This window comes from Streptomyces sp. NPDC033165, assembly GCF_055577965.1.
This window is the reverse complement of sequence record NZ_JBVIPK010000004.1, coordinates 245,216-259,417: the sequence shown is the minus strand read 5'-3', so window position 1 is coordinate 259,417 and position 14,202 is coordinate 245,216. Positions and strand designations below refer to the sequence as shown.

General features: G+C 71.8%; 9 protein-coding genes. 7 read left to right on the top strand and 2 right to left on the bottom strand.

Features of this window, described 5'->3' with window-relative positions; genetic code table 11:
• The first annotated feature begins 56 nt into the window (after nt 1-56).
• Complete coding sequence (locus ACZ5WC_RS12325) at nt 57-2,303, top strand: hypothetical protein (protein WP_468540734.1); 2,247 nt, start codon at nt 57-59, stop codon at nt 2,301-2,303.
• 335 nt (nt 2,304-2,638) lie between these two features.
• Nucleotides 2,639-4,189, top strand: coding sequence for a sugar transferase (locus tag ACZ5WC_RS12320; protein WP_468540733.1), 1,551 nt, complete (start codon nt 2,639-2,641; stop codon nt 4,187-4,189).
• A gap of 58 nt (nt 4,190-4,247) precedes the next feature.
• Here the strand turns inward: ACZ5WC_RS12320 and ACZ5WC_RS12315 are convergent, their stop codons facing one another.
• Nucleotides 4,248-5,231 (bottom strand): GDP-L-fucose synthase family protein, encoded by a 984-nt coding sequence (locus ACZ5WC_RS12315; protein ID WP_468540732.1) that lies wholly within the window; start codon nt 5,229-5,231, stop codon nt 4,248-4,250.
• 115 nt (nt 5,232-5,346) lie between these two features.
• On the opposite strand from ACZ5WC_RS12315, the gene gmd reads away from it, so the two are divergent.
• Genes gmd through ACZ5WC_RS12290 form a run of 5 tightly spaced genes read left to right on the top strand, consistent with a single transcriptional unit; the run spans nt 5,347 to nt 12,956 of the window.
• Complete coding sequence (gene gmd / locus ACZ5WC_RS12310; protein ID WP_468540731.1) at nt 5,347-6,360, top strand: GDP-mannose 4,6-dehydratase; 1,014 nt, start codon at nt 5,347-5,349, stop codon at nt 6,358-6,360.
• Nucleotides 6,357-9,137 (top strand): DNRLRE domain-containing protein, encoded by a 2,781-nt coding sequence (locus ACZ5WC_RS12305; RefSeq protein WP_468540730.1) that lies wholly within the window; start codon nt 6,357-6,359, stop codon nt 9,135-9,137. Before gmd ends, ACZ5WC_RS12305 begins: the two co-directional genes overlap by 4 nt.
• A 41-nt stretch (nt 9,138-9,178) precedes the next feature.
• Nucleotides 9,179-11,389, top strand: coding sequence for a LamG domain-containing protein (locus ACZ5WC_RS12300; protein ID WP_468540729.1), 2,211 nt, complete (start codon nt 9,179-9,181; stop codon nt 11,387-11,389).
• On the top strand, nt 11,389-12,120 hold the full coding sequence (locus tag ACZ5WC_RS12295) for a hypothetical protein (RefSeq protein ID WP_468540728.1): 732 nt from the start codon (nt 11,389-11,391) through the stop codon (nt 12,118-12,120). The genes ACZ5WC_RS12300 and ACZ5WC_RS12295 overlap by 1 nt, the downstream gene beginning before the upstream one ends.
• Complete coding sequence (locus ACZ5WC_RS12290; RefSeq protein ID WP_468540727.1) at nt 12,117-12,956, top strand: glycosyltransferase family 2 protein; 840 nt, start codon at nt 12,117-12,119, stop codon at nt 12,954-12,956. The genes ACZ5WC_RS12295 and ACZ5WC_RS12290 overlap by 4 nt, the downstream gene beginning before the upstream one ends.
• Before the next feature lie 12 nt (nt 12,957-12,968).
• On the opposite strand, the gene ACZ5WC_RS12285 is transcribed toward ACZ5WC_RS12290, so the two are convergent.
• The gene (locus ACZ5WC_RS12285; protein ID WP_468540726.1) at nt 12,969-14,132 is read right to left on the bottom strand and encodes a glycosyltransferase; all 1,164 of its coding nucleotides are present in this window, start codon (nt 14,130-14,132) and stop codon (nt 12,969-12,971) included.
• Nucleotides 14,133-14,202: the final 70 nt, after the last annotated feature.

Genomic DNA, 14,202 nt, shown 5'->3' with positions numbered 1-14,202 from the left:
CCGGCCCCGGAGGTTCGCTCCGGGGCCGGGCTCACCGCGTTGTGACGAGGAATCACATGACATCCACTCCGGGCACCGCTCCGGGCACCCCGCCGAACGTCCGCCGCAGACCGGTGCGGCGTCCGGCCGGCACGGCCGCCGTCGCCGCCCTGCTGCTGGCGGCGATCCCCGCGGGCGCGGCGGTCGGCGCCGACGCCGGCACCCCCAGGAGCGCCACCGGCCCGCAGGGGCAGAAGTTCTCCGTCTCGGCCACCACCGGTCTCGACCCGGCCGGGCAGAAGGTCCGGGTCACCGGCGAGGGGTACGGCCTCACCACCGGCATCTACGTCGCCCTGTGCAAGGACAACGGCGACAACCGGGTCCCCTCCCCCTGCCTCGGCGGCGCGGACATGAGCGGCGGCTCCAGGACCTCGCAGTGGATCGTGCCCCCGGGCGATCCCTACGAGGGTGAGCTCGCCCAGCCCTTCGGCCCCGGCGGCACCTTCGACGTGGAGATCGAGATCACGGCGACGGGCGACGGTCTCGACTGCGCCGAGGTGCCCTGCTCCGTGGTCACCCGCGCCGACCACCGCGCCGGCGGCGACCGCACGCAGGACGTACGCGTACCCGTGACCTTCGCGGGCCAGGAGCCCGGCGAGGGGGGCGAGGGCGTGGACGTGCCGCCGGGCACCGTCTCGTACCGGGCCGCCGCCGACTTCACCTCGGCGGGCAAGCCGCTGGACCTGCTGCTGCACCCCGACTCCGAGAAGCTGTACGTCGGTGCGGACAACCTGCCCGACACGGCGAGCGCCGACGAGCGCGGGCTGTACGTGCTGGACCCTGAGGACGGGACGGCCGAGAGCTGGATCAGCCAGGCCCCCGGCCCGACCGGGGGGCTGCGCGCCTCGGCGGCGGCCCGGATCTCCGGCCCCCTGCCGGGCGACGGCGTCGTCTACAACTACCCGCTGCGGGGCGTCGGGAGCGCCGAAGCGGGCGACTCCGCCGCCTCGGGCGTCTGGCTCTCCGGGTCCACGATCACGGACATCGCCCCCGGTACGGCTCCGGGCACGGTGCTGGTCGCCCAGGGGGCGAAGCTCTCCGAGGTCGAGACGGCGACCGGCACGGCCGTCCGGAGCCTCACCCTGCCGGGCGGCACCCGGTTCGCCGCCGACCCCGACCGGGGTGCGCTGTGGTACAGCGACTTCGCGGCCGGGAAGCTGCACCGCGTCAGCCTCGCGTCGTTCACGGTGACCGGCTCCTTCGACCTGCCCGGCGCGAACGGCTTCGCCGGATTCACCGAGACGGACCCGGCGACCGGTGCGGTGTGGGTCGGGGTCGACCGGTCCGTGCTGGTCTTCGACGCCTCGGGCACGCTGGTGAAGACGATCGCCGGCAAGGACCTGGCCCGGGGCGCGGCCTTCGACGCGGAGAGCGGGCGCGCCTTCGTCGTCTGGCAGGACGGCGGGGACCTCTCCGACCCGGCCGACGACAACAACGGCACGCTGACCGTGTACGACAGCGCGGACCACACCGCCGCCGCTGAGGACGTGTCGCTGCCCGGCAACCACTCCCAGCTCGGCGCGGCCTCGCTCGCCGTCGCACCCGGCGGCGCGACGGTCTTCGTGACCAGTCCCGCCGAGGGGAAGATCACCAAGCTGGTCCGGCAGGTCTCGCCCCTGGTGACCCAGGCACCCGCCGACCGGTCGGCGCAGGACGGGGACGAGGTGTCCCTCACCGCCATCGCGCAGGGCACACCGGAGCCCACGGTCCGCTGGCAGGTCAGCACCGACGGCTCGCAGACCTGGCAGGACGTCGAGGGCGCGGCCGAGCCGGTTCTCGCGTTCACCGCCAGGACCGCCCAGGACGGCTACCGCTACCGCGCCGAGTTCCGCAACGACGTGGGCACCACGCGTACCGCTCCCGTGACGCTCACCGTCACGGCGGCCACCGGCGACGGTGGCACCGAAGGCGCGTCCGGGGGCGACAGCGGCGCCCCCGGCGACACCGGCGACACCACGAACGGCGGTGCCGGCGAGAATAGTGACGGTGCGTCAGGTGGCAGCGTGGCCGGCGGAGGCAGTGGTACGCCGTCCGGCGGCGGAGATGCCGGCGGCTCCGGCTCCGGGGGTGCCGTCGGCGGGGCCGGTGGCACGGTCGGCGGTGGCCTCGGCGGCAACACCGGCACGGCGGCCGCGTCCGGCGGCGGCAGCCTGGCCGCCACCGGGCTCACTGTGATGTCGGCAACTCTCGCAGCAGTGGGCCTCATTGGGGCAGGTCTGTTGGTCCACCGGCGCACAAGGAGGCGCATGACCGGCGCGTTCTGATCTCGCAGCTGTTCCCCCCTCCCCGCCCGGCCCGCGGCGGGGGCACCGAACCCCCTGCCCGGGCACGCCTCCCGCCAGGGGGTTCGTGTGCTCCCGGGGGTACGGCACAAGCGCTTACCCATCTGGCGCCCCCTCAACATCCTTACGTGTCAAGCGACATCGGACGGCTACGGTGAAACGGAAGCCTTGAAACCGAGCCGTCTGAACTTCACGAGAACTCCAGCGAAATGGCACGTGTGTGGATATCGTGCACCGGGCGAGGCCGCATCCGTCAGTCCATGGGATCGACGGATGCGTCCCGTTTGCGGGGGTGCCCGACTGTGACTGGGGGGTTCATGGGGCATGTCGAAATACCGGAGACAGACATATCCGGGCCGGTGGGGCTCCGGGGCGCGCCGCGTCCCCGCACCGCCGCCTCCCGGAACCGCACGGCGGCCCTGGAACAGCTGTGGAGGGCCCCGACAGCACAGCGCGACCCGGCCGACCGGGCTCCGGCCCGGCGGTGGCCGGGGCACGGCCCGACGCTCGCCGCGCTGACGGATCTGCTGGGCCTGGCCGGGCCGGCCTGGCTGCTGCTGCGGGCGGGCGACCAGCCCCGTCCGCTGGCGGCCGCCGCCGTGGCCGGGCTGGTGTGGACGGGACTGCGCGGCGCGCGCGGACGGTACGCCGAACCGCCGCGGACCACGCCGGGGGGTGCGCTGGGCACGATAGGCGACTGGCTGCTGCTCATCGGGGTGCTGGCCGTGCTGCACACGGCGGCGGGGAGTCCGGTGGACCCGGCGACGGCCGTCGTGGCCGTCGCGCCGGGGCTGCTGGTCGCCACCGCGGCGGCGGGACTGCGGCACTGGCCGCGCACCGCACGGCGCGGCCAAAGGGCCCGCAGGGTGCTGCTGGTCGGCGAGGCGTCGGGCCTGGACCGGGCGGCAGAGCTGCTCAACTCCCGTACGGACCACGGCTATCAGCTGGTCGCCGCGATCCCGGTGGGCGCGGAAGCGCCGCGGCACGACGGTGTGCACGTACCGGGGCATCTCGCGTCCCGCCGGGCCGACGACGACGTGATGACGGTGCTCGGCGGGGCCTACGCGCACGCCGCGGACCTGGTGCTGGTGGCTCCCGGGCCCCAGCTGACCGGTGACCGGCTGCGGCGGCTCGGCTGGGGGCTCCACGACGGGGGCGTCGCCCTGTGCGTGCTCTCCGAGCTCTCCGGGGTCGCACCGGAGCGGGTACGCCCCGACACCCTGGCCGGTCTCACCCTGCTGCACGTGGCACCGCCGTTGCGCGGTGGTCCGCAGGCGGTGGCCAAGGCGGTGCTGGACCGCACGGGGGCCCTGTTCGGGCTCGTGTTCCTGGCTCCGCTGTTACTGGCCGTGGCACTGGGCGTACGGCTGTCCTCGCGGGGTCCGGTCTTCCACCGGCAGGTCCGGCAGGGGCAGCACAACCGGCCGTTCACCATGTGGAAGTTCCGGACGATGGTGGCGGACGCGGAGCACCGCAAGGCCCAGCTCGCCGCGGCCAACGAGGTCGACGGTCCGCTCTTCAAGATGCGCAGCGACCCTCGGGTGACCCGGATCGGCCGGGCGCTGCGCCGGACGTCGGTCGATGAACTCCCGCAACTGGTCAATGTGTTGATGGGCCATATGTCACTGGTGGGCCCGCGCCCGCCGCTGCCCGAGGAGGCCTCGCGCTACGACGAGCGGGAGTGCCGCCGGCTAGCCGTGAAACCGGGCCTCACCGGACTGTGGCAGGTCAGCGGGCGCTCGGACCTGTCCTGGCAGGAGACCGTCTCGCTGGACCTCTGGTACGTGGACAACTGGTCAGTGGCCACGGACATGGGGCTCCTCGCCCGTACGGTGCGCGCCGTCACCGACGGCCGCGGAGCCTACTGAGGACGGTGTGCGGATGCGAGGAGCCCCGGTTCACCGCCGCACATGCGGCGGTGAACGGTCAGACAGTGGGCGGGAGTTGCCCGAGCCACCAGGCGTAGGTACGGGCGATGCCGTCACGCAGCGGAATCCGCGGCGCGAAGCCGAGGGAGGTCAGCCGGGTCACGTCGAGCAGCTTGCGGGGCGTCCCGTCGGGCTTCGAGATGTCCCAGCCGATCTTCCCCCGGTAGCCCGTCACCTCGGCGACGGTCTCGGCGAGTTCACGGATGGTGAGGTCCTCGCCGCAGCCGATGTTGACGGGTTCGTCGCCGTCGTAGGCCTCCAGGAGGCGTACGCAGGCGGCGGCGAGGTCGTCGACATGGAGGAACTCGCGGCGCGGGGAGCCCGAGCCCCACAGGGTCACCTCGCTCGCCCCGTCCCGCTGCGCCTCGTGGAAGCGGCGGATCAGCGCGGGCAGGACGTGCGAGGTCTCCAGGTCGAAGTTGTCGCCGGGTCCGTAGAGATTGGTGGGCATGGCGCTGATGTAGGAGGCGCCGTACTGCCGCCGGTAGGACTGGACCTGGACGATCCCGGCGATCTTGGCGAGGGCGTACGCCTCGTTGGTGGGCTCCAGCTCGCCGGTGAGCAGCGACTCCTCGCGGATCGGCTGGGGGGCGAGCCGGGGATAGATGCACGACGAGCCGAGGAAGAGCAGCCGCTTCGTCCCGGCCGCGTGCGCACCGGCGATCACGCTGAGCTGGATGCGCAGGTTGTCCTCCAGGAACTGCACCGGGTAGGTGCTGTTGGCCATGATCCCGCCGACCTTGGCGGCGGCCAGCACCACGGCGTCCGGGCAGACCTCCTTCAGATACGCCTCGGTCCGCGCGGCATCGCGCAGATCGAGGAGGCCCCGGCCACGGGTGAGCACCTCGTGGCCGTCCTCGGCCAGGCGGCGGGCCACCGCCGAGCCGACCAGGCCGCGGTGTCCCGCGACGAATACGCGGGAGCCGGGGCGCAGTAGGGGGCGGGCGGATTCCTGCGGTGGGACGGGGAGTTCGGTCGTCATGGCTCGGATTGTGCCAGCAGAAGGGGACTGCGGTGATGGTTTGCCGCAGAACGTCCCAATTCCGATATGTCGGTGAACCGTTCGCCGCTCAGGCGATCGCAGAGAAGGGGGAATCGTGGCGAAGACCGCGCTCATCACCGGAGTGACCGGGCAGGACGGCTCGTACCTGGCCGAGCTGCTGCTCGACAAGGGCTACACGGTGCACGGGCTCATACGTCGCTCCTCAAGCTTCAACACCGAGCGGATCGACCACATCTACCAGGGCCCCGAGGAGCCGGAGCGCTCCTTCGTCCTGCACCACGCCGATCTGTCGGACGGGGTCGCGCTGGTGAACCTGTTGCGCGACATCCAGCCCGACGAGGTCTACAACCTGGGCGCGCAGTCGCATGTGCGGGTGTCCTTCGACGCTCCGCTGTACACCGGTGACGTCACCGGGCTCGGCACCATCCGGCTCCTTGAGGCGGTCCGGGCCAGCGGCATCCAGACCCGGATCTACCAGGCCTCCTCCTCCGAGATGTTCGGCGCCAGCCCGCCGCCGCAGAACGAGAAGACCGCGTTCCACCCGCGCAGCCCGTACAGCGTGGCAAAGGTCTACTCGTACTGGGCGACGGTCAACTACCGCGAGGCGTACGGCATGTTCGCGGTGAACGGGATTCTGTTCAACCACGAGTCGCCGCGCCGGGGCGAGACCTTCGTGACCCGCAAGATCACCCGTGGCGTCGCCCGGATCAAGGCGGGGCTCCAGGACCGGCTGCACCTGGGCAACCTGGACGCGGTCCGGGACTGGGGGTACGCCCCGGAGTACGTGGACGCCATGTGGCGGATGCTCCAGTGCGACACCCCCGACGACTACGTGGTCGCCACGGGCGAGGGGGTCAGCGTCCGGCAGTTCCTGGAGTTCGCCTTCGAGCACGCCGGCCTCGACTGGCGCGAGCACGTCCGCTACGACCCGAAGTACGAACGGCCCAGCGAGGTCGACGCGTTGATCGGCGACGCGTCCAAGGCCGAGGCGCTGCTGGGCTGGAAGCCCGAGGTGAGGTCGCGGGAGCTGGCCCGGATCATGGTCGAGGCGGACATCCGTCAGCTGGACGACCAGCTGACCGGGGCCGCCGTTCGGGTGGACAGATGAGGGCGCCGGGCGGTCGCGGGCGCACGGCGCCCGTCGTCGCCCTCGCGCTGGCCGCCGGGGTGCTCGCCCCGGTGGCCGCCGCTCCCCCGGCGGCCGCGCTGACCGAACCGGTCGGCTTCACCGCCGACCATCTGCCCACGTACCAGACCAACGGCATCGTGTGGTCGCTGGCGGAGGCGCACGGGGTCGTCTACGCCGGCGGCACGTTCTCCTCCGTCCGCCCGGCGGGCACCCCGTCGGGCGGCGGCTCCGCACCCGCCGTCAACTTCGCGGCGTTCGACGCGGCGACCGGGGCGCCGACCGGCTGCGCGCTCTCCTTCACCCGGACCAGCGGCACCGCGACCGTACGGGCGCTCGCCGTCTCCCCGGACAAGTCGACGCTGTACGTGGGCGGTTACTTCAACGCGGTCAACGGGACGGGCGCCAACGGCCTGGCCGCCGTCGACACCGCCACCTGTACCCGGCGGGCCGGGTTCTCGCCGAACTTCTCGGCGACGGTCCGCGCGCTGGACGTCGCGGCCGACGGCACGGTCTACGCGGGCGGGGACTTCCAGTCCGTCAACGGGCAGACGCGGCGGTTCTTCGGCGCGGTGACCCCGGCTGGTGCGGTGACCGGGTGGAATCCGGACGCGGACGACCCGGGCCGGACGCTGAAGGTGACGCCGGACGGGGCCTCGGTGCTGCTCGGCGGCGACTTCTTCACCGTGGGCGGCGCCGACTCCCATGCGATCGCGGTGACCAGCGCCACCACCGGGGCGCTCACCCGCGCGTATCCCGACGGCTTCATCCCCTCCACCGCCGTCATCAAGGACATCGTCACGGACTCCGCGTCGGGCGGCTGGTACGCCGCCGGTGAGGGCCGCGGCGGCCGCTCCTTCGACGGCCGCCTCGCGATGGAGCTGGACGGCTTCGACCAGCGCTGGCGGGACACCTGTCAGGGGGCGACCCAGGCTCTGAGGGTCTACAGGTCGGTGCTCTACGCCGCCAGCCACGTCCACGACTGCTCGACGATGGGCGGCTTCCCCAACCAGACTCGCAAGCACCTCACCGCGCAGGGCGTCGACGACCCGGCGCTGCTGGGCTGGCTGCCGGACACGAACGACGGGATCGGGGAGCCGGTCGGGCCGCGCGCGCTGACGATCGCCTCGCGCGACGGCCGTGACTTCCTCTGGGTGGGCGGGGAGTTCACCACGGTCAACGGGGTACCGCAGCAGGCGCTCACCCGGTTCGCCAACACGCCGGACACCGGTGCGCCGAGCGTGCCCGCGGCCAGTGTGTCCGCGCCCCGGGCCGGTGAGGTGCGGGTGAGCTGGCGGACCTCTCTGGACCTGGACGACAGCCTGCTGACGTACCGGGTGTACCGCGACGGGGGCTCGTCCCCGGTGCACACCACGACCGGCTCGTCGCTCTTCTTCAGCCGCCCCCAGCTCAGCTTCACCGACCGGGACGTGGCGGCCGGACAGACGTACTCCTACCGGATCACGGCGACCGACGGCGCGGGCAACACCAGCGTGCTCTCCCCGGCCGCCTCGGTGACCGCCGCCTCCTGGTCCTCCCCGTACCAGGAACGGGTGCTGGCCGACGGCGCCGATCTGTACTGGCGCTACGACGAACCCGGCGGGGCGTTCGCCGCGGACGCCTCGGACAGCGGCAACGGCGGCGTGTACGTGAACGCCCCGACCCACCGCAGCACGCCCCCGGCCGTCGCGGGCTCGGCGGCGCTCGCGCTGAACGGCAGCGACGAGTACGTGTACAGCGACCGGCTGCACCACTACACTTCCCCCACCCCGTACTCCATCGAGACGTGGTTCCGTACGACGTCGACGAACGGCGGGCGGCTCGTCGGTTTCGGCAACAACATCGGTACGGCACAAGGCCGGACGAGCTCGATCTCCGACAAGCTTCTCTACCTCACGGACAACGGGCGGCTGGCCTTCGGCGTCCAGGTGGGCAGCACCGACAGCCGACCCACTCTCATCAGTTCGGCCGGATACCACGACGGCCAGTGGCACCACGCCGTCGCCACCCAGGGGCCCGGCGGGATGACGCTCTACATCGACGGGGTGCGGGTCGCCTCCAACACGACGGCGGGCAACCGCTCGTACAACGGGTACTGGCGGGTCGGCGGGGACGCGATGCACAACGCCTGGCCGAACCGCCCGTCCAGCACGTACTTCGCCGGTCAGGTCGACGAGACGGCGATCTACCGCTCGGCGCTGACCCCGGCCCAGGTGGCCGCCCATCACGAGCTGGCCCAGACCCCCGCCCCGCCCGGCGACACCACGGTGAGCGTCCTGCCCGACGAGGACGCGTACGTCAACAGCGTGGCGGCCAACACGAACTACGACCACCAGCAGTTGGCCTCGCGGGGGACGACCGCCTATCTGAGCTATCTGCGCTTCACCCTGCCCGACGCCCCGGCCGAGCAGGTTCTCAAAGCGGCCCGCCTCCGGTTCCGTACGTCCTCGGACCCGACGGCGGGCTCCACCGACAGCCACAGCGTGGTGCCGGTCACCGGCGCCTGGACCGAGTCGGCGGTCACCTACAACTCCCGGCCGGCGCTCGCCGCGACCGCGCTGGGGACCATCACCGGCGCAACCGCCGTCTCCACCGACTACGCGGTGGAGCTCACCGCGCCGGCACTGGGCGGGGCCCTGGGCTCCTCCTACTCACTCGCCCTGACCAGCAGCGGGACGGACAGTCTGCGCATCTGGTCGAGCGAGGCAGGATCCGCGGCCTCCCGGCCGCAGCTCGTTCTCACCTTCGGAGCTGAATGATGAACGGAAGTACGGGGCAGAGAAACGGGGGGCGGGCCCGTATGCGGGCCGCCACCGCCGCTCTCGGCCTGCTGGCCGGAGCCCTGTCCGCGACCGCGGTCGGGGAGTCCCCGGCGGCGGCACTGACACCACCGGTCGCGATCACCGCGGACGACCTCACCACCTGGCAGACCAACGGCATCGTCTGGGCGATGGCCGCCGGCGACGGCGTCGTGTACGCGGGCGGCACCTTCTCCACCCTGCGGCCCCCCACGGCCGCGCCCGGCACCGGCGAACAGCCCGCGGTGAACTTCGCGGCGTTCGATGCGGCGACCGGGGCCCCCACCGACTGCTCGCTGTCGTTCACGGTCTCTTCCGGGACCGCCACCGTCCGGTCCCTGGCGCTGTCCCCGGACGGTGAAACCCTCTACGCGGGTGGTCAGTTCGGTGCGGTGAACGGGGTCGGGGTGAGCAACATCGCGGCGGTCGACACCGAGACCTGCACCGTCCGCGACGACTTCAAGATCGCCGTGACGGCTACCGTGCGAGCGCTCGCCGTCACCGGCGACACGGTCTATCTCGGCGGCGACTTCAACAGCGTCGGCGGCCAGACCAGGAACAAGTTCGCCGCCGTGACCACGGCCGGGGCCTCGCTGCTGCCCTTCACGGCGAACGCGGACGAGGTGGCCCGCGCCGTCGAGGTGACCCCGGACGGGCAGAACGTACTGCTCGGCGGGGACTTCTTCCGGATCAACGGCACCAGCACGCACGCCCTGGCCGTGGTGGACGCCACCACCGGGCAACTCACCAAGTCCTACCCGGGGTTCATCCACGACCGGTCCACCGTCCAGGACATCACCACCGACGCCACCGGCTTCTACACCGCCAACGAGGGCAGCGGCGGAGGGGTGTTCGACGGCCGCATCGCCCTGAACCTGAGCGACTTCCAGCAGCGCTGGCGGGACACCTGCCTCGGCGCGACCCAGTCGGTGCTGGTGCACTCCGGGGTGCTCTACAGCGGCAGCCACGCCCACGACTGCGCCAGCATGGGCGCGTTCCCGGACCAGCCGCGCAAGCATCTGCTGGCCCAGTCGGTCGACGACCCGAAGCTGCTGCCGTGGTTCCCGGACACCAACGACGGCATCGGGGAGCCGGTCGGTCCCCGCGTGATGGCGCAGACGAGCAGCGGCGACCGCCACTACATGTGGGTGGGCGGCGAGTTCACCACGGTCAACAGAAAGCCCCAGCAGGGCCTGACCCGGTTCGCGGACGGACCGGACACCGGGGCGCCCTGGGTGCCCAACGTCAGCCTGTCGACGTTGACTCCGGGGCAGATCGACGTGAACTGGCAGACCAGCTTCGACACCGACGACGGTGAGCTGACCTACCGGATCTACAAGAACGGCTCCGACACCCCGGTCCACACCACGACCGGCTACTCCGTCTTCTGGGACCGGCCGCAGCTGACCTGGACGGACACCGACGTCGCCCCGGGCGAGACCCACTCGTACCGGATCACCGCCAGCGACGGCATCAACACCAGTGCCAAGTCCCCGCCGCACTCCGCCACCGTGGCGAGCACCACGGAGGCCTATGCCGACCGGGTCCGGGCGGACGGGGCGAGCCTCTACTGGCGCTACGACGAGGGCATCTCCACCTTCGCGCACGACAGCAGCCGCAACCTGAACAACGGGTTCATGCGCAACGCCCCCGCCTACCGGCAGACCCCGGCGGCCGTGGCCGGGCCCTCGACGGCGATCGGGCTCAACGGCACCGACGAGTACCTCTACAGCAACCGGCAGCACCCGCAGCCGACCCGGTTCACCATCGAGACCTGGATCAAGACCACCACCAACCGGGGTGGGAAGATCATCGGCTTCGGCAATCTGACCCAGCAGAACAGCACCCGTCACGACAAGCACGTCTACATGCGCAACGACGGGCGGCTCACGTTCGGCGTGTACAGGGGCGGCACCCGGACCATCACCACCCCGGGAACGTACAACGACGGCCAGTGGCACCACATCGTCGCCACCCAGGGCCCCGGCGGCATGGCGCTGTACGTCGACGGGCAGCGGCGCACGTCGAACTTCCTGTACACCGCCAACGAGGACTACCCCGGCTACTGGCGGGTCGGCGGGGACAACCTGTCGGGCTGGCCCAGTCGGCCCAGCAGCAACTTCTTCGCCGGCCAGATCGACGAGACCGCCATCTATCCGACCGCGCTGAGCGCTTCCCAGATCAGCGCGCACTACGCCCTGAGGAACGGCTGATGAGGAATCCGTTCCTGGCCGGCGCCGCCGTCGTCATGATGGCGGCGACGCTGGCGGCCTGCGGCTCGTCCGCGGACGGGAACGACCCGGAGGCCGCGGGCGCCGAGCGCCCCGCGGCCTCCGGGCCAGCCGCCCCCGGCCCCTCCGCCACCACACCCGCCCCACCCGCCCCGCCCTCCGCCGAGGAGCCGGCAACCACCGTGCCGTCCGCTCCGGCCGCCACGGCCCAGGGCCCCAAGACACCCGCCGACGAGCTCACCCCGGCCACCGGGACGTTCACCAGGAAGCAGAAGGAGTATCTGGAAGACCGGGTGCCCAAAGGCATGGACCCGGCCGCCGTGCTCCAGACCGGGCAGGAGACCTGCGACAAGCTGCGCTACCTGGTCAAGGTCGACCGGGACACCGCCATCGGCACGATCGTGACCGACGAGATCCCGGGTGCGGCGGACGCGGTCGCCGGGCTCTGCCCCCAGCACCAGGACCTGGTGGACGAGGCGGCGGTCGGCTACCCGGACGGCACGCACACCGGGAAGAAGCTCCGTCCGGGCGTCTACCGCTCGGCGTCCCCCACCCCGAACTGCTCCTGGCAGATCGCCGGGGCCGGGGGCAGCGAACTGTCCTCGGGCACCTCCGGCACCGGCGCCTCCCGCAAGATCACGATCCCGGAGTCCGCCCGTACGTTCACCTCCACAGGCTGCTATGCCTGGCTGCTCGAAGGAGCCAAGGGATGACCGCAGGTAAGACGAAGCTCCCGATCGCGGTGGCGATCCCCACCAAGAACGAGGGACTGAACATCGCCGAAGCGGTGAAGTCGGTGCTCGGCCACTTCGAGGCGGTCGTGGTGGTGGACTCCCACAGCACCGACGACACCGTGAAGATCGCCGAGGAGTGCGGGGCCGAGGTGGTCACGTACACCTGGGACGGGGGCCACCCCCGGAAGAAGCAGTGGTGCCTGGAGAACGTCCGCACCGACCTGGACTGGATTCTGCTGCTCGACGGGGACGAGCGGCTCAGCCCGGGGCTGCTGGCCGAACTGCGCCAGACCTTCCGGAACCCGGCGGCGCCGAAGCCCGCCGCGTACGACATCCCCCTCGGCTACTGGTTCTCGGGGAAGCGGCTGCGCCACGGATACACCATCCGCAAGCGGTCGTTGACCAACCGGACCCGCTGCCACTACCCGGAGGTCGGGGACCTGGACGCGCCGGGGATCGGGGAGGTGGAGGGCCACTACCAGCCGGTCGCGGCGAGCGTGGGGACGCTGAAGCACCCGATCGAGCACCAGGACCTCGACCCGGTCACCGCCTGGTTCGAGCGGCACAACCGCTACTCGGACTGGGAGGCGTGGCTGGAGCACCACCCCGAGGTCAAGGAGCAGGTACGTCAGGTCAAGTCGCGCCAGGGGCAGTTGTTCCACAAGGCACCGTTCAAACCGGTGGTGTCGTTCGCGTACATGTACCTCTACCGGCGGGGCTTCCTGGACGGCCGGGCAGGGTTCGACTTCGCGCTGGCGATGAGCTTCTACCGCTGGCAGATCGCACTCAAGTCCCGTGAGAAGCCAGTACGTTGACGATTCGGCCCATCACCCTCGCCTCCGGCGGACCACGTCCTCGTAGGTCCGCCGGAGGGTGGTGGTGACCACCTCGATGGTGAAGCGGTCGTTGACCAGCTCCCAGGCGGCCTTGCCCGCCTGCTCGGCGGCCTCCGGCTCCAGCAGCTCCAGGACGGCGTCGGCGACCTTGCGCGCGTTGGCGGCGTCCGCGCCGACCCGGCTGTCGATGACCCGTCCCGCGCCCGCCTCGGCCACATCGGGACCCAGGCCGCAGGTGCGGGTGATGACGACCGGGGTGCCGACCGACATCGCCTCCAGGACGGAGACCCCGAGCGGCTCCTCGATGGAGGGGAGGACGTACACATCGGCCTCGCGTCCGGCGGCGAGCACCTCCTCGTGGCCCAGCGGCCCGACATGGTCCAGGGAGCCGGCAACACCCAACTTGTCCGCCAGCGCGAGGGTTTCGGGAAGGGCCCCGGTGTCGGGCCCGGCCAGCACGAAGCGGGCGTCCGGGTGGCGGGCGAGGACGTGCGGCATAGCGGCGACGAAGTCCTCGGGCCGCTTGCGCTCCTGGATGCGGGCGAGGAAGAGCACGGTGGGCGGGCGGCCGGGGGCGCGGGCGGGCTTGCGCTCCTGCGGGCGCACCCCGTTGACCAGCCGTACCGTACGGCTGAGTGGGACGGGGGCGGCGACGGCGTTCACATCGAGCCGTTCCATCTCGGTCAGATGCAGGACGGCGTCCGCCTCCCGCAGCACCTTGCGGACTCCGAGCAGATCGGTGAGCTGGGCGACGCGCTTCTCGGTCGGGTCGACCATGCCGTGGGTCTGAACGACCAGGGGGGTACGGGTCGCAAGGGCGATCAGCGCGGCGGGCAGGGTCACCAGGTCCCGCATGAGGTGGACGTGGACGAGATCCGCGCCGCGCATCATGCGACGGGCGGTGCGCAGCAGGGCGGCGGAGGTGATGCCGCTGACCTCGAACATCGGGAGCAGATGCCGGGCCTGGAAGAGGTGGACCGGAACTCCCTCCACATGGCTGGGCAGTTCACCGTCCGGGAAGCCGTCGCCGAGGGCCATGATGCGGGCGTCGTCACCGGCGGACCGCTGGACCTTGGACAGGTTGAGCGCCACCCGGGTCGGACCGCCGAACGCGTGGTCCGGGGTGTGGAGCGTGACGACGTGCAGGATTTTCACCAGGGTTCCCCTCAACCTCGGCCGACTGTTCACAGCGTAGTCATTGCGTCCCTCCAAGTGGGTTGATTCG

Excerpts from the sequence above, each read along its gene's own strand:
- ACZ5WC_RS12295 (WP_468540728.1), top strand. The coding sequence starts at position 11,389 with ATGAGGAATCCGTTCCTGGCCGGCGCCGCCGTCGTCATGATGGCGGCG.
- ACZ5WC_RS12290 (WP_468540727.1), top strand. The coding sequence starts at position 12,117 with ATGACCGCAGGTAAGACGAAGCTCCCGATCGCGGTGGCGATCCCCACC.
- ACZ5WC_RS12325 (WP_468540734.1), top strand. The coding sequence starts at position 57 with ATGACATCCACTCCGGGCACCGCTCCGGGCACCCCGCCGAACGTCCGC.
- ACZ5WC_RS12305 (WP_468540730.1), top strand. The coding sequence starts at position 6,357 with ATGAGGGCGCCGGGCGGTCGCGGGCGCACGGCGCCCGTCGTCGCCCTC.
- ACZ5WC_RS12315 (WP_468540732.1), bottom strand. The coding sequence starts at position 5,231 with ATGACGACCGAACTCCCCGTCCCACCGCAGGAATCCGCCCGCCCCCTA.
- ACZ5WC_RS12300 (WP_468540729.1), top strand. The coding sequence starts at position 9,179 with ATGCGGGCCGCCACCGCCGCTCTCGGCCTGCTGGCCGGAGCCCTGTCC.
- ACZ5WC_RS12320 (WP_468540733.1), top strand. The coding sequence starts at position 2,639 with ATGGGGCATGTCGAAATACCGGAGACAGACATATCCGGGCCGGTGGGG.